Below are 20,112 nucleotides of genomic sequence, written 5' to 3'. Positions count from 1 at the left end.
TTCACAAATTTCATACTATAAATAGTATCTTTATATATTTACTGCAAATCATACTGGTACAATTTCCGTAATCGAATTATATGAGCTTGATGATACCGATTATGATCAGCTATATGCCATATCCCCCACCTAATTGTAGCAGTTTCACCATTTTCATAATCTACTTCCCGCAGCAAGTCTACTTCTGTTAGTTTCATACATTCACCGTAAAACATATCTTGAACGTCTTGATAGTCTTGCATTAACTCCCGCAAAGTACCTTTTGTTATTTTAGGTAATTCTCCTTTTTCATCAAGCATAGGACCATATTTTTCTTGTAGTACTAATGGAACCTGCGCACCTTTCAAGCGATATACCCAGTGTAAATCTACAACTGCTAAATGCTGAAGTAATTTGCCAATGCTATTCTCATCATTAGCGGGCCCTTTGTAATATAATTCTTCTTTTCCTACATGCTCTACTAAATCTCTTAATCTTTTAAATGTGTCACTTATAGTAGCATATAATATTGCAACGTGCGGGTTCATGTCCCTTTCTAAATATAAATCTTTCATTGTAATTCTCCCATCCAACTCTTTATCTTTTCATTAATCTCATTTGCCTGTTCATGATGAATATAATGATTTGTACTTGGAAATATAATCTGTTCCGTTCGTGAAGATATTTTTAACAGTTCATTCTGTGTTTTCTCCCAATTTTCATAGCCATTATTTGTTGCGGAAAATTGTAATACTGGCAGGGTTCCTAAATTCCCATTTTCTATTATCTTTTTACCGTTTTTACTCATCCAATTTAATTCTTCTTTCATATTTCGATTGTTTGTATTTTTAAGAGCCATCGAAACTTTAAGTTCCTGTAATTCTTTCGGTAAATTAGGGATATCTATAAATACATTATCCATGATTCCAAACAACGATAATGCACGCAATATTCCGATATTTTTAGCTATATTCATTGTGTGCCAACTAACTTTCATACCTATATCCATATTAAAATTCTGCGCGTATTCTGGACTAATTCCATCGATAAAAACTAATCCAGCAATTTCATTTGGATATAATTGTGCATACCGAATACTTTCTAATGCTCCCATTGAATGTCCTACTAATATAAAGGGAGGTTTCTCACCATACTCTATTAATAATGCATGCAATTCTTTTACAACTGTATCAATATCTCTACTTTCCTCTGTTTGTTCACTGTATCCGTAGCCAGGTCGCTCATATACAACTACTCTATTTTCTTTTTCTAACTTATTATACAGTGGATAAAAATCTGCATATGGTGTAGTCGTTCCGCTTCCTGCTGTCATAACTATCGCTGGTTTATCTTCACGTTTTCCTGTTGTAAAAATGTGCATATCATGATTGTTAACTTCAATTATCTTACCAGGCACTTCTGTATAATTATTTACACAAATAGCTTGGTACAGTACACTAGCAATAAAAACAATTAAGGTGATAAACAAAGCAATACGCTTCTTGTTTTTAAACATTAGATACTCCTTTTGAATATACTTTTAGAGAAATAAAACCATATGCTCTTCATCACGATATATACCGTTCATTTTTAGTGCCTTTTTTTCTATACCATACGTTGTAAAATCCATTGATTGATACAGTTTTTTTGCTGCTTCATTATCTGAAACAACCCCTAAACTAATTTGCTCTATTTTTAGTTCTCTTGCTTTTTCAATTAACGCTCGAATTAAGCCTTTTGCTAAGCCTTTCCCTCTACTTTGATGATCTACATACATAGCAACAAGATGTCCCTTATGCTTATATGCTGTTTTTTGTTCCGTTAGTAACGTTACTACACCGATTAGTTGATTCTCTTCATTAAAAGCACCGAGTGTGTAACTAGTTTTTGAATTTTAATTTTGAGAAACCTGTTCAACTGGATTTTCTTTTTGTATTGCTTCTTCATAAGTTGTCACGAACGCTTCTTGATTCATTAGTAGTGCTTGTAAGCGTAAATTCCAATATTGTACCGCATCAAGATCAGATAAAATTCGAATCATCTTTAAACACCCTTTCATAATTAAAAAGAAAAACCTGCTATATTAGCAGGTTTAACCCATATTTTTGTTTTCTCTCTATATCATCTTTAATTGATTATCCTATTCTAATAATATGTGTAATTCATTGATTAATACATTATTTCATAAAAACACGATCCATACCGTCAGTAGATGTAGGATTTAATTTCCATTGGTTTTTACCATGTTTCTCCATTTCAACCTCAACTTTTTCTTCTATACTAGAAGCTGTTACCTCCTGTAACAATTTTTCATAAATAACAAATACCTGATTAAGAATTTGTTCATCTGTGGCATTTGGATTTGTTGAAGCATAGCTCATCATTTCACTTTCCATCTTAGACTCTAATGCACTAATATCAATTGGTTTTGCTTTTATTTCAACCTTTGCTTTCCCATTTTTATTTGAAAGTACATTCGTTTCATACTTTACATTTTTTTGAATAGCTAACTTTATCTTTCCTAATAAACTTTTCAATAAATCGTCATTCACTTGTTTACCGATTTCGCTTTCCATTGTTTGTTTAAACGCTTTTTCAAAATCAGTTGAAAATTGAGTGCTATCTTCCCCAGTTAAAGTTTTTAACTTGTCCACATCTTTGTCATAAAACGCTGCATTTATGTAGGCATTTAACGCTTCCGCAGGTTTTTGTAGGTCTTTTGCTTTTTCAGCTAGTTTTTCACCATCAATCTTATATGTTATTTTTTCCTCTTTATCTTTTTTTGAATCTGCTACAAACTTTTTATATACTAGCTCGTACTTTTCACCATCTGTTACATCAAAAAATATATTTCCAGTAATCGACTTACCTTTATCAAGCTCTCCCGCATTAAAGTAGTCATCTGCTCCAAAATATGGTTTCATTTTCTTATCATCATGATATAGAGCGAAATCATTTGGAGCAATATTCAATGATTTATCCCCTTTATTTTTTACCGTCACTTCTACTTTTAATACGTGATCATTTTCTGGTTTAGCGTATTGATCAGGCAAGATAAATTCTGCACTTTCCAATGTCATTTCTACATCTTCTAATTTACTTGTATCCCCTACTTCACTTACTTTTGGTGCCTCTGATTTTGAATCTGTTTTTTTTGAGTTACAACCACTTAGAATTCCTGCTGCTAAAATAGTTGTACAACAAATTGCCATAAATTTTTTGCTACTCAATTATGCCACTCCCCTTTGTAAAATAAAAAACAAAAACTAATTTCAATTATAAACCATAATATGACAATTTGTGTACCTTAAATTTAAAAATTTATATTATTTTTATATTCATCTCTCAATATACTAAACCGATATCTATCAATAAACGTTCCATTTCGTACTCTATCTTTTCTCATAATTCCTTCACAAACAAACCCAGCTTTTTCATAACTTTTTATCGCTTTTATGTTATCCGCATCAACACGTAGCCACACTTTCTCTAGACCGAATTCATAAAATCCAATTTGCAACATGCTGTATAGCGCCGCAATCCCATATCCGCGTCCCCAATATTCTTTATTCCCAATTGCAATTCCTAATTCGGCATTTTTATTCATTTTATCCAAATTTTTTAGATCAACCCAGCCGATATGCACACCATCTTCAGTAAGGATAGCTCGTTGTTCATACCCATTTTCCCTTGTCATACACATCTCAATCCATTTTTTTGTCTCATCACGCGTAAATGGTGGGTATTGGTCTGGTACAACTAAAAATTTTGTTACTTCTTTATCCAATGACCATTGATATCGATCTTCTACATCGTCTAATGTAAGCTCCCTTAATTGAATAACTGGTACATTCATTGTTCCATCTCCCTTTTATTTGCCTACAGAAAAGCCCTCAAACAACCTGCCTCCATAGTTTTCTAAAGTTTTCTCGACAAAAGCAATCAGTTTCTTCTTCTCTCCAGTTCTATAAAAATGATCAAAAGCTTCAACAAATTGCTCTGCAAATGATGTATCATATTTCCTTAACACCCTAATAAACCATTTAGAATTGCCAACCCACTGTCCGTTTACTCTAAGTACAAATTCATGAACTAAATCAGCCAAAAGATTAGCAATAAATAATTCTTCTTCCCTCTTGGTCGCACCAATAAAATCGTCTAACGCATCCGTAATAAAGTAACGTTTCTGTTTAATAAGCTCTTCTGTCCATTTTTCAGGGCCTTCATTTAGTAATTGCTCTGCTTCCTGTTTTAAACTCGTGACAACTTGCACCGTTCCTTTTAAGATAATTCCCTCCGAAACTAGTTGTGGTAGAGAAGGTCTCCCACGCTTGCAGTCACTTTTAAAAAAGTCTTTATATGTTTTGAAATTATGTACAAATACCTCAACTGGCCAACCATTACTAAAAAAAGATTCCCGGTAACAGGAAGGGAGTTTTTGATCTAATATAACGATATCAAGATCAGACGTTTTTGTTTCTTCTCCCCTTGCAACACTTCCTCCTAATAAAGCAATATCACAGTTTGGAAATTGGGATTCAATAATGTTTTGTGCAGCGTCAATTGCTTTCATGCTGTTCTCCTACTTTCATTTTCTTTGTTTATTTCTCTATCGTATGCTTTTTTAATATATGCCTCTGCTTCAGGTGTCTTACATGAAGTAGCACCATGCGTGCAACTGCGATTGCGATTTGCTCCAGCTTATTATCCCAAATTTCAATCGCAATATGAGCGCTATCTATTGCTTCTTTTTTATGTTAGTTCTCCTTGCCTTAAATAAGCACTTACGATATATTCGACATTATTTATTATTTTCCTAGTTTTTATTTTCAAATACGGTATGTGAAATTATTATTAACTAAGGCCAAAGGGGGGCAAGAAAAGAATCGTATCCTTCTAGCACCTCTCGGGATAATTTCGCTTCACAAGCAGTAACAAAAAAATTAAAACTGATTAACTATGGAACTGACCTTCATTTTTCTTAAATAGATTTAGTCTGCATCTCATTAGATTTTAGGTTTAAACACCTAAAAGAAGATGAATTGAAAAGATAGATGACTTTCATCTTGTACTTCTCACATTTCCCTTTAACTCTCTTTCCTTTAATCTTATTCGGTTCAGACTGTATTCAGCCAAACCATCCAATGGATTAAATATTTTCTCCCCTACTCCCTTCTCACACTTTTTAGCAGCATCTACCATTGATAATTGAGCAACCGAGACAGCTTGATTTTCATCTTTCATTATCTGATATATATATTTACTCACTCTATCATCATATTCTTCTTTACGTCCTTGCATAATTAATTCAAAAGTATCTTTTATAATCATTGGTTTAATATCTATAGATTTCTGTCTTTGCTGTGCATATCGATTCAGACGTTCTACCGTCCCAGGGGCAGTACTAGGATTTGTAAATAATATTGTTTGCGGCCCTTGAATATTACAAAGCATTTCAAAGAATGGTTCATCAATTTTCAATATCGGTTTTACAATTGAAAACTCTTCCTCTTGTATTAGCGTGATATAATTTGTACAAGTAATTAAAATTGCATCTATATCACCTTCTGATATCCATTTCAACTGATCTTTCAACTTGCTTTGAGCTTGTGTCCTTCCAAATCCCTTATCACTTTCCATCCTCTTCGACAATATGGGATCTACAAAATGTAGCAATTCCACCTCAAGTGATACAAATACACTTTCTATGTATGCAATATTTGAATGATGAGCATGTAAACAAGCTATTTTTTTCACTTTTATCACACCTTTTTCATTTTTTAAATGCATATGTAAAATTATGAAATCTAGATTCTAAAATCAATGAATTATTGTTATTATCCATTTCTTTTTTTATTTTAAAAAACCTGCTAAACAAGAATAATTCTCGCAGTAAAAACAACAAAATCTTACATCTTTTTTACAAATTTTTGTACTTGTAACAATCTTTTTTTGCATTTACCTACCTAAAATTGCTAATATAGTAGAGTAGAACTATTATAGAGAGAAGGAGAATTATGCACAATAGAATTAGGATGACAACCTTAGTAAAGAGAGCATTGTTGATTTGCGTCGGGGTATTATTTTTATACGAAGCAGTTTATGGATCAACTCATATTGCTTTAGCAAGTACGGAAGATGAAACGAAATCCGTTCAACTTGTAAGTGAAATTCAAACTGCTCTAGCCCCGAAAGAAGCTCCAAAGCAATATAACGGGCAAGTTAGAAAAGTCGCTTACTTAACATTTGATGATGGTCCTGGTAAATACACTGCTGAGCTTCTAGAAATGCTAAAAAAAGAAGATGCGAAAGCGACATTTTTCCTTATTGGAGCAAATGTTAAAGCATTTCCTGATCTTGTAAAACGTGAATTTGATGAAGGACATTATGTTGGCATGCATAGTATGACACATAACTACAAAAAGCTTTATACAGAGGGACATTATGTAGATGAAATGAAAGAAGATCAAAGCTTAATCGCTGGGGTTATCGGAAAATCACCTATATTAACTCGTCCATCTTACGGATCAATGCCAGGATTAAATGAAGCGCTCCGCAATAAAGTTGTTGAAAATGGCTTGAAAGTTTGGGACTGGACAATTGACTCTTTAGACTGGAAATATAATAAAATGCCAGTCGATGCTGCCTCAGCACAAATTGTCCAAAATGTTCTTGCTGGTGCTACAAATCCGACAGAAGTCGTGTTAATGCATGATATTCACCCACAATCAGTAAAAGCAGTGCCTGGGATCATTAAAGGTCTAAAAGAAAAAGGTTATGAACTGGAAAGTTATCAAGAAGATGAACATTTCCCATTAAACTTCTGGCACGATAAGCGTATGTAATAGAAAAGACTTGATTTCTGTGATAGGAAAATCAAGTCTTTTTTTCTTTTTATCCGTCTAGAAAATAGAGGTTATTAATTTTGCAATAAGATTGTTTCAATCACTTTCTACTAATATAGTATCTTGTTTCATCCACAAAATTAAGTCCAATTTATTGTTTCTGCATTGTGCAATAATTGTACTCTTTTCACACATTTATTATACTCTATCCATACGGTATGTGAAATTACTGTATGTTTTCAAAATAAAAAAGTCTCCTCACAAGGATATTTATCCTTATAAGGAGACTAACGTTAATTTATTCGTTTAACCTTCTTGCGTAGTTTTTACCTTCGTTTTATTTTTATCACGATGATTATAATTATATTTCGAACGATCAACTGGCGTAAATCCTTCCGGTGTATAGAATCGTAATAAATCCCCATTTACTACTTGATCAGAAAATTTAAGTTTCTGCTCAACCATTTGTTCATTTTGTTTAATCTCATCCGTCATTTCTACTGGTTTTCCTGTATTTGTATCATAATACTTTCCGTTCAGTGCAGTAACGGCCGGACTTACGTAGTTACCGTTACGGAATGCAACAACTTGCTTATGCTCTGGTGATAATAAATCCGTACCAAATTGGATATAATTTTTTGTATCCGTACCTAGTAAATGTAGTAGCGTTGGAAGTACATCAATTTCTCCACCATATTGATGTTGAACTCCCCCCTGCATACCTGGTACGCGAATAATTAATGGTACGCGTTGCAATTGTGCATTTTCAAATGAATTCATTTCTTTACCCATTATTTGCGACATTGCTGCATTATGATTATCTGAAATACCATAATGGTCTCCATACATAACAATAATGGAATTATCATATAAACCAGATTGCTTCAAGTAATCCATAAAGCTTTTTACAGCTTCATCTAAATAACGTGCTGTTTGGAAATACGTATCTACAGATGAATCACCTGTTTTTGCTGGTTCAATTGTCGCCTCTTCCTTATTTATTGGATAAGGGAAATGATTTGATAATGTAATAAATTTCGTATAGAACGGTTGTTTTAATGTTTGTAACAATGGAATTGATTCATTAAAGAACGGTTTATCTTTCAAGCCATAGTTTACAACATCATTGTCATTCATGTCATAATATGTCGCATCAAAGAATTTATTAAAACCAAATGATTTATACACATCATCGCGGTTCCAGAATGTTTTATAGTTACCATGGAATACTGCAGATGTGTATCCTTGTTGTCCTAAAATAGCCGGTGCCGCTTGATACGTATTATGAGATTTCGTTGTAAATACAGATCCCTGTGGTAATCCAAACAATGAATTCTCTAACATAAACTCCGCATCAGACGTTTTACCTTGTCCTGTTTGATGGAAGAAATTATCAAAATATAGTGTATTCGCATCTTTCGTAAATGAATTTAAAAATGGTGTAACCTCTTGCCCATTCAGTTTATAATCAATCAAGAAGTTTTGGAACGACTCTAAATGAATATAGATAACGTTCATACCTTTTCCTTTACCAAAATAATCTGGGTTTGGGCTTGCATAGTTTGATGCGATATAGTTTCGAACGTCTGTCATACTATCTCCATCAGCTAACGCTCGTTCTGTTGATGCTTTCATGCTTTGAATCCCATCATAAATTGTATAGTTGTATGCGCCTAAATATTTCACAATGTAGTTTCTGTCAAATGTTCTTGTCAGTAATTCAGGACGATCAGATTCCGCTAAACCTAAATTAACACTGAAAATTAAAATTGCTGAGATAAATACAAGGGACAATTTATATTTTGCAACACGAATTGGTTTTGGATTAGCAACCTTTGTTATTACTAACGCAAGTAAAATAATTGTATCTAAGAAATACAATGGGTCATACGGTTGTAATAATGCAAAAATACTTCCACCTAAATCTCCAAAGTTATTTGTTTGTGTTAATGTCGGGAACGTAATAAAATCGCTAAAAAAGCGGTAATACACTACGTTTGCGTATAACAGAGCTGTCATTAACAAATTAATAATAATTAGCCAAATATAAGATCGTTTTCCTTTTGCAAATAATGCAAGTCCTAAAAATAGGACAGCTGAGCTTAACGGGTTGAAAAATAGCAAGAACTTTTGGAGTGTATTCGATATTCCCAAGTTAAATTCTGTCACATATGCTGCATATGTTTTCAACCAGAATAAAATAACTGCAAAAATAAAAAATCCAAAATGATTACTTAACACACGCTTACTCTTTAACAATAATTGTTTCATCTCTCCACCTCTTTTAATCATCCAAGGCTTATTTTTTATAAGTCTATCTCTCTTTTTCAATGTGCCCTCTCCAAATAGCCTTCTAAATTCTTTAACCATGTGAAGAATATTAGTAATTATAAGTTGAAACTTTTATTTATTCAACTATTTCTTATGAAACATGTTGACCTAGATATCTAATTAATGAAATACATTTGTAACATTTTTCACCGTTAAAATCTAAAAACCATTCGTGCAACAAGACACAATTACTATAAACCTTTATACTCTACTTCGCAAACATTCTTATTTCCAAAATTACCAATTGGATTTGTTGCTGCTAAATTATTCATGTTAACAAAATAGTAATTACACTTGAATATTTACAAAAAATAAACCCCTTGCTCTTCAATCTTAGAGCAAGGGGTTTATCAAATATATTATTTTCCTTGATACATTGCATCCACTTGTTTTTGAAGTTCTTCATTTTCTAAGAACTCATCGTATGTTGCTTCTTTATCGATTACACCGTTTGGCGTCACTTCGATAATACGGTTTGCAATTGTTTGTACGAACTGATGGTCATGAGATGTAAATAGCAATGTTCCTTTAAACGCAATTAAACCGTTGTTTAATGCTGTGATAGACTCAAGGTCTAAGTGGTTCGTTGGATCATCAAGTGTTAATACGTTTGCCCCGCTTAACATCATTTTAGACAGCATACAACGAACTTTTTCTCCTCCAGATAATACAGAAACATTTTTCTTTACTTCTTCACCTGAGAATAGCATACGACCTAAGAAACCACGTAAGAAGCTTTCTGTTTCATCTTGTGGAGAGAACTGACGTAACCATTCAACTAAGTTATATTCACTGTTCTCGAAGTACTTAGAGTTATCTCTTGGGAAGTAAGCTTGAGATGTTGTAACGCCCCACTTAAATGAACCGCTATCTGGCTCCATTTCGCCCATAAGAATTTTAAATAATGTTGTCATTGCAATATCATTACGTCCGATAAATGCAACTTTATCACCTTTGTTTAATGTGAAGTACACATTATCTAATACCTTTTCTCCATCAATCGTTTTTGAAAGACCTTCAACAGTTAATAAGTCATTTCCTACTTCACGCTCTGGTGTGAAGCCAACGAATGGATAACGGCGTGATGATGGTTTAATATCATCTAATGTAATTTTATCTAATAATTTTTTACGAGAAGTCGCTTGCTTCGCTTTAGATGCGTTTGAACTAAAGCGTGCGATGAAGTTTTGTAACTCTTTTACTTTCTCTTCTTTTTTCTTATTTGCATCTTGTGTTAGTTTTAATGCTAATTGGCTTGATTCATACCAGAAGTCATAGTTACCAACATATAATTGAATTTTACCGAAATCAAGATCCGCCATGTGCGTACATACTTTATTTAAGAAGTGACGGTCATGGGATACAACGATAACAGTATTTTCAAAGTTCATTAAGAAGTTCTCTAACCATTGAATCGCTTTTAAGTCTAAGTGGTTGGTAGGCTCATCTAATAATAGAATGTCAGGTTGACCGAATAATGCTTGAGCAAGTAATACTTTTACTTTCTCTGCCCCTGTTAACTCAGACATCTTTTTATCATGAAGATCTTCTCCAATGCCTAATCCTTTTAAAAGGATTGCAGCTTCAGATTCAGCTTCCCAACCGTTTAGCTCAGCAAACTCACCTTCAAGTTCTGCCGCGCGCATACCGTCTTCATCACTGAAATCTTCTTTCATGTAAATCGCATTTTTTTCTTGCATTACTTTGTAAAGACGTGTGTGACCCATAATTACTGTTTCTAATACAGGAAACTCTTCATATTCGAAGTGGTTCTGTTTTAATACTGCTAAACGTTCACCCGGCGTAATATGTACATCGCCTGTTGATGGGTCAATTTCTCCAGATAAAATCTTTAGAAATGTTGATTTACCAGCACCGTTTGCTCCGATTAAACCGTAGCAGTTACCTGGTGTGAATTTTATGTTAACATCTTCAAATAATTTTCTGTCCGCAAAGCGCAATCCTACGTTACTAACTGTAATCATGTGGTTCCTCCAATTTTGATACTTTTATATGCATACTTCACTTACTATAACATATTTAGCCATCTAAAGGTATATCTAATCATCTTTCTATTTCAACAACCGAAAATTTCTATTCTAAGCCCCAAAATAATCAAGCTATATTTCAACAAAATAAAAGCACTTAAAAGAAATCATAAAGAAATGGCCTATGTAATGGTATCAAATGTTCAAGCTCTTTTACTTCTTCCTCTGTTCCTGAAAGAGTGCCAATTTCGTATAGCTCTAGCGGGCGCTTATATCCGAATACCATTGCTGATAAATCATTTATATTTAAATGAATGCCTCCACTGTTTTGTTTTTCTGTTTCTTCTTTATTCATAATTACCATTTCTTTGTTCTGTAATTGAACCGTCACATTATTCCATGGTGCAAATGAATCAGAAATATGTAAAATGATTTCATTTTGTTGGTTACTCCAAACCAATGAATATTGATTTAAAAACTGCTTCACGTCTACAATTCGAGCCATAAAATAGGGAGTAACTTCAACCTTTACTCGAGGCTCTTGTAAAGTATAAAGTAATGGCTCTGTTTCACTTAGTATCATCTTAAGTTCTTTTATCATGGAGTCATGTTGACAAATAAAATTCCAAAGTCCATTTCTAGCTTCGTTATTTAGCGGAACAAATTCTTCTACTGTCATTTTTGAATCATTTATTTTGTAAAACATATAACCAGTAGCTTCATTTTCTTCATTATAATAAACAGCTACTGTTAAATCATGATAAAGTGCATGAATCCACCAATCTTTACTTCGGATTAGCATCCCCGCAAAACGTTTCGCAAACGTTTCATATATTGCCTCAATTTCATTTGGATGATTATCTTTGTTAAAACGTCTTATATTCCCTTTTACATGTTTTTGCATCACTAAATCATTCTTCGTCATTGAACAGATTAAACGGTTTGCAAATAGTTCCCATCCATACTTTCTGTAAAATGAAACTGCAAATGGATGTAACATAGATACGCTAAATCCATCTTGTTTCATTTTTTGTAGCACATGCTTTAATAGTTCTTTTACATGTCCATTCCGTCTATACTCTGGGTATGTCGCTACCCCTGCAATTCCACCCATTTTAAAAATTTCATCACCAATATTTATTTCTAGAGGAAGAAGATGCAATTTCGCTGCGAGTTGATCCCCTTCCAAAATTCCAAACAATTGATGGTGTTCTTTCATTAGTGTAAGGCGCTGTTCAATCTGATCTTCGGGTACTTTATATTGAAAAGCATATTCAGATAAGGCAATCGCTTCTCTATATTGGTGCTCTGCTAATTCAACTACTTTCATAAATATCTCCTCCTATCCCCTTTATTACATTCGTACTTATACAGATAAAATCCTATCTGAAAAATTAGAAAGGTCGATGGAATATACATCGACCTTTCTGTAATTATTGTATCTCGATATAACACACATCATTTACAAATAAAGAATTACCATAAAACAAAAAAATGTGCCTACTAATCACTTTTATCCGGTCCCCTGTATACTATATAAAGTGAAACTTTAATAATTGGATACATACACTATCCAATTAAACTCCTCTATTCTCAGTCCATTTACGAATATATAAAGAAGGGAAGAGTAAATAATTATGAGTTCTTATTATGATAAATTAAATAGATTGAATGCAAATCGAGATTCCCTTTCTCAAAGAAGAAATAGATATAATAGAGGAGAAAACTCTGAATTCATAAGGCCATCAGCGTTTAGAGCCGTCAACATGTCCACACTCCAACAAGTACCTGCCAATACTACAGTTAAAGTTTTATACCCTAATATCCAATTTGATTTAGCAAATGAATTTAACTCCGCTGCATCTATGTTCATTCCTGAAACAAAAGGTGTTTATTCATTGACTGCAAGTGTTCTTTTCGCACCTAGTAATTTCAATGAGGCCTACAGAGGAAGAATATGTATTCAAGTAAATGGTCATGAGGTGGCTGCTGATAATGATTTCTTTGGAGCAAATATCGAGATAAAAAATATCATATCCGTTTCTACTATAACTGAGTTAAAATGCGAGGATATTGTTGAGGTGTTTTTCATATCTAATGTAGCTGGTACAATCAATTTACTTAATAGCATTACACGTTTTGAAGGAGCTAGATTTCCATCTCCGGCAACTTAATCAAAAACGTCTATAACAAATGTCCTTACTATTGTTATAGACGTTTTACTTTATGCCTTTTCCAATTCTGTTTGTAGTTTGCTCAGTTCCTTAAAGAATGTAGGATACGAAACTCCAACAGCCTCTGCATCTTCGAGTGCTGTTTTACCCTCAGCTATAGAGCCTGCAATCGCAAGCATCATACCGATTCGGTGATCACCATGACTATTTACTTTATTCCCCTTTAACGAAGACTTACCGTAAATAACCATTCCATCATCTGTTGCTTCGATATGTGCTCCCAGCTTTGTTAATTCTGCTACAACTGTATCTATTCGGTTTGTTTCTTTTACTTTCAATTCATGTGCATCCTTAATAACCGTAATTCCTTCTGCTTGTGTTGCTGCAAGCGCAATGATTGGAATTTCATCAATAAGTCTTGGTATTATATCTCCACCAATTTCAATCCCTTTAAGTGAGGACGTTTCAATCGTAATATTCGCAGCTGGTTCTGACGCATCATTATGAATAGGATGTATTCCTAATTTAGCACCCATTTTAGTAAGAACATCGATAATTCCTGTACGAGTTGGATTCATTCCAACATTTTGTAGTACAAGTTTACTATTTGGGACAATGGCTCCTGCGGCTAAGAAAAATGCTGCTGAAGAAACATCACCAGGTACTTGTATATCAGTCCCTACTAATTTTTGTCCACCCGCAATCTTCACTGTTTTTCCCTCACGTGTTACCGTAACCCCAAATGCCTCAAGCATTCTTTCGGTATGATCTCGTGAAATTTGAGGTTCTGTAACAGTTGTTACACCTTCTGCGGTCAGTCCTGCAAGTAAAATTGCTGATTTTACTTGTGCGCTTGCTACAGGTGAAGTATAGTCGATTGCTTTTAAATTTCCACCTCGTATTGTAAGTGGCGTAAATGTTCCTTCTTCTCTACCGTCAATTTTTGCTCCCATAAGCCCAAGCGGATTCGTTACACGTTTCATTGGTCTTTTTCCAATAGACGAATCCCCTTGGATACAGGAATGGAAAGGCGTATTTGCAAGTATCCCAGACATTAACCGAATCGTTGTACCTGAATTACCAACATCTAAAATATTTTTAGGTTCTTGTAACCCTTCTAATCCTTTTCCAATGACAACTACCTCATCACTATTTTGTGAAATTTCTACTCCCATTTCTCTAAAACAAGAAATTGTACTTAAACAATCTGCACCAGGCAGAAAACCTTTAATTGTTGTTTTCCCTTGCGCAATTGCTCCAAACATAACGGCACGGTGTGAGATAGATTTATCTCCAGGGATTGTAATAGTACCTTTTAATCCGTTTTTTACAGTTTGTATAACGTGTTCTTTCATCTTTCAGCCCCCTCCTTATTACATTGTTTCATATGTTTGATATTCTTCTTTTTGTAGTGTGATCGTTGCTTTTTGACGATCCTCTTCTCTTTGGAAACTAATGCGAAGCACACCAAGTAATCCTTCACGTGCTTCTATAATTTGCAGATTTGTAATACTAATTTCTTTATGAGCTAAAATACTCGTAATATGAGCCAATGCCCCTACTTTATCTAAAACGTCGACATATAAGTCATGATAAGCTGGAATTGCTCCGCTTTTACGAACTGGTAAAGAATCACGGTATTCTTTGGCGTTTGCAAAATAGTTCTGCAACTCATCCGCATCGCCATTAGCAACCGTTTTGTGTAACTCTTTCATTTCTAATATCCACTCTTCTAGTAGCTGTAATAAATGATTTCGATTTTGTTTTACAATATCACTCCACATTTTGGGACTACTTGATGCAATACGTGTAATATCTTTGAATCCACCAGCAGCAAGTTGATGAATGAGTGGATTATCCCCTGCATGCTTTTCAACTTGTTTCACTAGGCCCGCGGCAATTAAATGAGGAAAATGACTTACAATTCCTGTTACATAATCATGTTCTTCCGTATTCAATACAAGAAAATGAGAACCTGTTCCTCTTAACCATTCTTTTAGTTGTTCTACTCGATGATTTGCCACATGACTCAATGGTGTTAAAATGTAAAATGCATTTTCAAACAAGTGTGCTTTTGCACTTTCAACTCCGGTTTTGTGCGAACCTGCCATCGGATGGCCCCCAATGAAAGAGATTCCGTTTGGTAATAAAGCTTCTGCTTCATTCATGATTTTCCCTTTTGTACTTCCTACATCTGTAACAATTACATCTTCACGTAAGTCATATAATGAAAGCTGACGCAGTAACTTTGTTGTTTCTTCAACTGGGGAAGCAAAAATGATTAATTCTGCCTCCTCACAAGCAGTTTGTAAATCTCTTGCAATTTCATCAATTACGTGAAGTTCTTTCGCACGCTCCACTTGTTCACTATGAATATCATAGCCAGTAATCATCACTTCATGTTCTCTTTTAATCGCTAATGCGAGAGAACCACCAATTAATCCTGTACCAATTAATAAAACTTTTTTACACATTTGTCTCATCTCGAAACTTATTTTTTCTATTTATAAAGTGCTGTTTTAACACTGAAATCACTCCCTCATTCTGTTCACTCGTCCCAATTGTAATGCGAACACCGTTCGGAAACGGACGAATAATAAAGCCTGCATGTGCACATTTATCATAAATCTCTTGTGCATCATCTACTGGCAAAAAGATAAAGTTTGTTTGAGAAGAATAAAACGGAATCTTATTCTCGTTACAAAAGCTTTCATATCGCTCTAATCCTTCTCGATTCACATGAACTACCTCCTTTATGAATTCTTCATCATGACAAGCGATTGTTGCTGCTCTTTGCGCAAATGAAGAAACATTAAATGGCAAACGAACAACATTTAATCTCTCAATCAATTCTTCCTGCCCAACTGCATATCCTACGCGAAATGATGCTAAACCATATGCTTTAGAAAATGTTCGTAATATAAGAAGGTTTTTATGGTTTCTCAATAACGGTATTGTTTCTGGAAAGTCTTTCGCCGTGACATATTCATAGTACGCTTCATCGATTACAATTAGCGCACTGTCATGCACTCTATTTATAAATTCATTTAATTTTCGCTCATCAATATATGTGCCCGTCGGATTATTCGGATTACAAATCCAAACAATTTTTGTTTTTTCATCTATTGCTTCTGCAATTTCCTCTAAGTTGTATGATCCATTTTGCAGTGGAATTTCTTTTACTTCGCAACCTTCAATCACTGCATGATGACGATATTGCGGGAAAGTTTCTCCTGCTGTTACAACATTACCGCCCACGCAAAGCACTGTACGGCTTATCATTTGAATGACTTCATCGAGTCCACTTCCACATATAATTTGATCCTTTTGAACTTGTAGTTTTTCTGCAATTGTTTGGCGAAGTTCTACAGCTCCTCCATCAGGATATAAGGCATGTTCATGCCACGCTTTTTGTAATTCTTCCATAACGCGCGGTGAACAACCAAATGGATTTTCATTTGATGCTAATTTTACAAATGAATGATCGCCATATACTTCTTTCATTTGCTGTGCTGATTTACCTGGTTTATATGGCTGTAATGATGATAATTGCTCTTTTACCTTCATCTGTATCCATCCTTTTTAAAATTCTTTTGCATACTTGTTATGCTGCATAATATTTTGTTCGATTAATTCCATGCGATCTTTTCCGAATTGTTCAACTAATGCATCAGCAAGCTCCCATGCAACAACAGCCTCTGCAACAACACTTGCTGCTGGAACTGCACAGCTATCAGATCGTTCAATACTTGCTTGGAATGCTTCTTTCGTATCAATATCTACACTTGCTAGTGGTTTATATAATGTAGGAATTGGCTTCATAACACCTCTTACAACAATTGGCATTCCTGTTGTCATACCACCTTCTAATCCACCTGCGTTATTTGTTTTTCTTGCATATCCTTTTCCTTCATCCCATATGATTTCATCATGTACCGAACTTCCAGGCTGCCTTGCCGCCTCAAACCCAATTCCAATTTCAGCGCCTTTAAAAGCATTAATACTCATAATTGCTCCTGCAAGTTTTGCATCTAATTTTCGATCATAATGTACATAACTCCCAACGCCAATTGGCATCCCTTCTGCCATTACTTCTACAATTCCACCAATTGAATCTCCACTGCTTTTCGCAGTATCAATTGCATCCATCATTTTTTGCTCTACTTCTTTATCTAGACAACGAACAGGTGAATTTTCTGTAATTGTTTGGATCTCTTCTATTGGCAATTGGCCTACACGATTTGCTTTTATCCCGCCAATTTCAAGAACATGCCCTGCAATTTGTATACCTAATTCTTTTAAAATTCGTTTTGCAACCGCGCCAGCAGCTACTCTTACAGTTGTCTCCCGTGCAGAAGAACGTTCTAAAACATTTCGTATATCACGGTGACCATATTTAATTGCACCGTTTAAATCTGCATGTCCTGGACGTGGTTTTGTAATCGTGCGTTTCATTTCTTTACTTTCTTGCTCCGAAATCGGTTCAGCTCCCATTACTTTCGTCCAATGTTTAAAATCATCATTTTTTACGATTAATGTAATTGGTGAACCAAGTGTCATTCCGTGGCGCACACCACTTACAATTTCTACTGTATCTGTTTCAATTTGCATGCGTCTCCCGCGACCATGCCCTTTTTGTCTTCTTAGTAATTCCTTATTAATATGTTCTGCTTGTAACGATAGTCCTGCAGGTACACCTTCCAAAATAACAGTTAACTGCGGACCATGTGATTCTCCGGCTGTAATATATCTCATTTCTCTTACCCCTTTATTATTTTTTTGTACAAAAAAGTCCCTACTGAGCGCTCAGTAGGGACGATTATTATCGCGGTACCACCCTAATTATAGACTATTTTTCGTCTACCTCTTATCATTTTTAACGATCTATGAGACCGTCTTTCCCTTCATAAAGACTATTATCTTTACTACGAAAAAGATGCTCTAGGGCTGTAATTCATGCTTATCTTTGTACTGATTCTCACCATCCATCAGCTCTCTATAAACAGGGAGATAAGCACTACTGTTTCCCTTTCTACGCATATTTAATATGAAATTAAGATAATTTATTTTTGAATCCTTTTAACTCTTCCATGAATTTATGGAACTCCGGAATATCCATTTGCTGCGCTGAATCAGATAATGCAACTGCTGGGTCCGGATGTACTTCTGCCATGACTGCGTCTGCTCCGATTGCTAGTGCTGCTTTTGCAGTTGGCAATAATAAATCTCTGCGTCCTGTAGAATGTGTTACGTCCACAACAACTGGTAAATGTGTTTCTTTCTTTAAGATTGGTACGGCTGAAATATCTAACGTATTACGTGTTGCTCTTTCGTATGTGCGGATACCGCGCTCACATAGTATAATTTGATCATTTCCTTGCGCAATGATGTATTCAGCTGCATTGATGAACTCGTCAATTGTCGCTGCTAAACCACGTTTTAATAATACAGGTTTATTTACTTTACCTACAGCTCTTAATAAATCGAAGTTTTGCATGTTTCGTGCCCCAACTTGAATGACATCAACGTAATCAAGGGCCATTTCTACATCGTTTGGATTTAAGATTTCACTGATAATCGCTAAGTCGAATTCGTCAGCTACTTGACGTAAAATTTGTAAGCCTTCAACCCCTAATCCTTGGAAATCGTATGGTGATGTTCTCGGTTTGAAAGCACCGCCGCGCATTAATTTTAATCCTTGTTCTTTCATCGCTTGCCCAACTTGGCGAACTTGCTCTAGGCTTTCTACCGCACATGGACCCATGATGAATGTTTGCGTTCCATTTCCTAATAATTCACCTTTTACATCAACGATTGTATTTTCTTTTTTCTTTTTACGTGAAACAAGTAATGCTTTACGGTTGTCATCTTCTTGCAATTCTAAGCTCGCTTTGAAAATCGTTTTGAAAATGTGCTGAACTGTTGAAGTTTCGAATGGTCCTTCATTATGTTCCGCGATCATATCCAGTACTTCGCGCTCACGAACTGGGTCAAAACGTTTCGTACCTTGCACTTGTTTTTGTTCTCCAATCTTTTGAACAATTTTACCTCTTTCATTTAATAGTTCTAGTAACTGTAAATTGATTTTATCCACCTGTTTACGTAATTGTTCTAATTCATGATTTGCCATTTTAAAGTCCTCCTCTAATGTTTTAAAAGTATAGTAAGAGAATAAAAATTCCCTATTTTCTGAATCAATGAGTTATACAAACTTATTATGGGATCGTTACCGCCTTTTCTGTGTACAAAAAATCCCTACTGATCTACTCAGTAGGGACGATATTTATCGCGGTACCACCCTAGTTGCAGACTTATTTCGTCTACCTCTCTTCACTGTTAACGATCATTTGACCGTCTTTCCCTTCATAAAGACTATTATCTTTACTACGAAAAAGATGCTCCAGGACTGTAATTCGCACTTGTCTTTGTACTGGTTCACACCAACCACCAGCTCTCTGTTACAGGGAAACAACTACTACTCCTTTTCCTTTCATCGCATGTTATATTCCATTTTCAAGTTGGACCACAAAAATACAAAAAGTCCCTACTGATCCAATCAGTAGGGACGATATTTATCGCGGTACCACCCTAGTTGTAGACTTATTTCGTCTACCTCTCTTCACTGTTAACGATCATTTGACCGCTTTTCCTTCATAAAGAACATATATCTTTAATCCGAAAAAGATGCTCCAAGACTGTAATTCATGATTATCCCTGTACTGATTCACACCAACCATCAGCTCTCTGTTACAGTAAGATCCTCACTACTGTGATCCCTTCATTGCACTTTGTTTA

At 34.8% G+C, this 20,112-nt stretch carries 16 protein-coding genes, 3 pseudogenes and 3 other annotated features; of the genes and pseudogenes, 3 read left to right on the top strand and 16 right to left on the bottom strand.

From position 1 onward, the window contains the following. Positions 1–38: 38 nt before the first annotated feature. The 7 genes and pseudogenes from Y7E_RS0114260 to Y7E_RS34420 form a co-directional block, all read right to left on the bottom strand. Positions 39–554 carry a DinB family protein gene (locus Y7E_RS0114260; RefSeq protein WP_017151940.1) on the bottom strand — a complete coding sequence of 172 codons (516 nt, stop codon included), beginning with the start codon at positions 552–554 and terminating at the stop codon, positions 39–41. Continuing rightward, on the bottom strand, positions 551–1,495 hold the full coding sequence (locus Y7E_RS0114255) for an alpha/beta hydrolase (RefSeq protein ID WP_017151939.1): 945 nt from the start codon (positions 1,493–1,495) through the stop codon (positions 551–553). The genes Y7E_RS0114260 and Y7E_RS0114255 overlap by 4 nt, the downstream gene beginning before the upstream one ends. Before the next feature lie 24 nt (positions 1,496–1,519). After that, positions 1,520–2,020, bottom strand: a pseudogene (locus Y7E_RS29865) (N-acetyltransferase family protein). Positions 2,021–2,156: 136 nt separating this feature from the next. Continuing rightward, positions 2,157–3,209, bottom strand: coding sequence for a DUF5105 domain-containing protein (locus Y7E_RS0114245; RefSeq protein WP_017151936.1), 1,053 nt, complete (start codon positions 3,207–3,209; stop codon positions 2,157–2,159). A gap of 83 nt (positions 3,210–3,292) precedes the next feature. After that, entirely contained in the window at positions 3,293–3,835 is a 543-nt protein-coding gene (locus Y7E_RS0114240; RefSeq protein ID WP_017151935.1) for a GNAT family N-acetyltransferase, read from the bottom strand. Positions 3,836–3,850: 15 nt separating this feature from the next. Next, complete coding sequence (locus tag Y7E_RS0114235; protein WP_017151934.1) at positions 3,851–4,552, bottom strand: nucleotidyltransferase domain-containing protein; 702 nt, start codon at positions 4,550–4,552, stop codon at positions 3,851–3,853. Next, positions 4,549–4,733, bottom strand: a pseudogene (locus tag Y7E_RS34420) (DNA alkylation repair protein); the annotation flags it as partial. The gene Y7E_RS0114235 and the pseudogene Y7E_RS34420, both read right to left, overlap by 4 nt. Positions 4,734–4,877: 144 nt before the next feature. On the opposite strand from Y7E_RS34420, the pseudogene Y7E_RS34415 reads away from it, so the two are divergent. Next, positions 4,878–4,964: pseudogene (locus Y7E_RS34415) on the top strand (GNAT family N-acetyltransferase); the annotation flags it as partial. A 76-nt stretch (positions 4,965–5,040) separates the two neighbouring features. Here the strand turns inward: Y7E_RS34415 and Y7E_RS0114230 are convergent. Then, positions 5,041–5,736: a hypothetical protein gene (locus Y7E_RS0114230; RefSeq protein ID WP_017151933.1), complete on the bottom strand. Its 696-nt coding sequence runs from the start codon at positions 5,734–5,736 to the stop codon at positions 5,041–5,043. Positions 5,737–5,996: 260 nt separating this feature from the next. Between Y7E_RS0114230 and Y7E_RS0114225 the strand changes: the two genes are divergently transcribed. Next, positions 5,997–6,824, top strand: a complete 828-nt coding sequence (locus tag Y7E_RS0114225; protein ID WP_026049215.1) for a peptidoglycan-N-acetylglucosamine deacetylase — start codon at positions 5,997–5,999, stop codon at positions 6,822–6,824. Between the two features lie 306 nt (positions 6,825–7,130). Here Y7E_RS0114225 and ltaS read toward each other — a convergent pair whose 3' ends face one another. From ltaS to Y7E_RS0114210, 3 genes are all read right to left on the bottom strand, one after another. Then, on the bottom strand, positions 7,131–9,095 hold the full coding sequence (gene ltaS / locus Y7E_RS0114220) for a lipoteichoic acid synthase (RefSeq protein ID WP_087957903.1): 1,965 nt from the start codon (positions 9,093–9,095) through the stop codon (positions 7,131–7,133). 419 nt (positions 9,096–9,514) lie between these two features. Beyond that, entirely contained in the window at positions 9,515–11,140 is a 1,626-nt protein-coding gene (locus Y7E_RS0114215) for an ABC-F family ATP-binding cassette domain-containing protein (RefSeq protein ID WP_017151930.1), read from the bottom strand. A 160-nt stretch (positions 11,141–11,300) separates the two neighbouring features. Continuing rightward, a complete protein-coding gene (locus tag Y7E_RS0114210) occupies positions 11,301–12,473 on the bottom strand; it encodes a GNAT family N-acetyltransferase (protein ID WP_017151929.1) in 1,173 nt (390 codons plus the stop codon). 307 nt (positions 12,474–12,780) lie between these two features. Between Y7E_RS0114210 and Y7E_RS0114205 the strand changes: the two genes are divergently transcribed. Further along, entirely contained in the window at positions 12,781–13,317 is a 537-nt protein-coding gene (locus Y7E_RS0114205; RefSeq protein ID WP_017151928.1) for a hypothetical protein, read from the top strand. Between the two features lie 50 nt (positions 13,318–13,367). On the opposite strand, the gene aroA is transcribed toward Y7E_RS0114205, so the two are convergent. The 5 genes from aroA to Y7E_RS0114180 all read right to left on the bottom strand — a co-directional run bounded on the left by aroA (position 13,368) and on the right by Y7E_RS0114180 (position 19,447). Continuing rightward, on the bottom strand, positions 13,368–14,672 hold the full coding sequence (gene aroA, locus Y7E_RS0114200) for a 3-phosphoshikimate 1-carboxyvinyltransferase (protein WP_017151927.1): 1,305 nt from the start codon (positions 14,670–14,672) through the stop codon (positions 13,368–13,370). A gap of 18 nt (positions 14,673–14,690) precedes the next feature. Then, positions 14,691–15,791, bottom strand: a complete 1,101-nt coding sequence (gene tyrA / locus Y7E_RS0114195; protein WP_017151926.1) for a prephenate dehydrogenase — start codon at positions 15,789–15,791, stop codon at positions 14,691–14,693. Continuing rightward, positions 15,784–16,884, bottom strand: coding sequence for a histidinol-phosphate transaminase (hisC, locus tag Y7E_RS0114190; protein ID WP_017151925.1), 1,101 nt, complete (start codon positions 16,882–16,884; stop codon positions 15,784–15,786). The genes tyrA and hisC overlap by 8 nt, the downstream gene beginning before the upstream one ends. A gap of 15 nt (positions 16,885–16,899) precedes the next feature. Beyond that, the gene (aroC, locus tag Y7E_RS0114185) at positions 16,900–18,072 is read right to left on the bottom strand and encodes a chorismate synthase (protein WP_017151924.1); all 1,173 of its coding nucleotides are present in this window, start codon (positions 18,070–18,072) and stop codon (positions 16,900–16,902) included. A 53-nt stretch (positions 18,073–18,125) separates the two neighbouring features. Beyond that, positions 18,126–18,361, bottom strand: a binding site (T-box leader). A gap of 9 nt (positions 18,362–18,370) precedes the next feature. Further along, the gene (locus tag Y7E_RS0114180; RefSeq protein WP_017151923.1) at positions 18,371–19,447 is read right to left on the bottom strand and encodes a bifunctional 3-deoxy-7-phosphoheptulonate synthase/chorismate mutase; all 1,077 of its coding nucleotides are present in this window, start codon (positions 19,445–19,447) and stop codon (positions 18,371–18,373) included. 139 nt (positions 19,448–19,586) lie between these two features. Continuing rightward, positions 19,587–19,820: a binding site (T-box leader), on the bottom strand. Positions 19,821–19,875: 55 nt separating this feature from the next. Next, positions 19,876–20,108, bottom strand: a binding site (T-box leader). Positions 20,109–20,112 lie beyond the last annotated feature (4 nt).

It is taken from the genome of Bacillus bingmayongensis (assembly GCF_000299035.1).
In the GTDB taxonomy this organism is placed as follows: domain Bacteria; phylum Bacillota; class Bacilli; order Bacillales; family Bacillaceae_G; genus Bacillus_A; species Bacillus_A bingmayongensis.
Note: the sequence above shows the minus strand (reverse complement) of the source record. Positions and strands in the feature narration are given on the sequence as shown.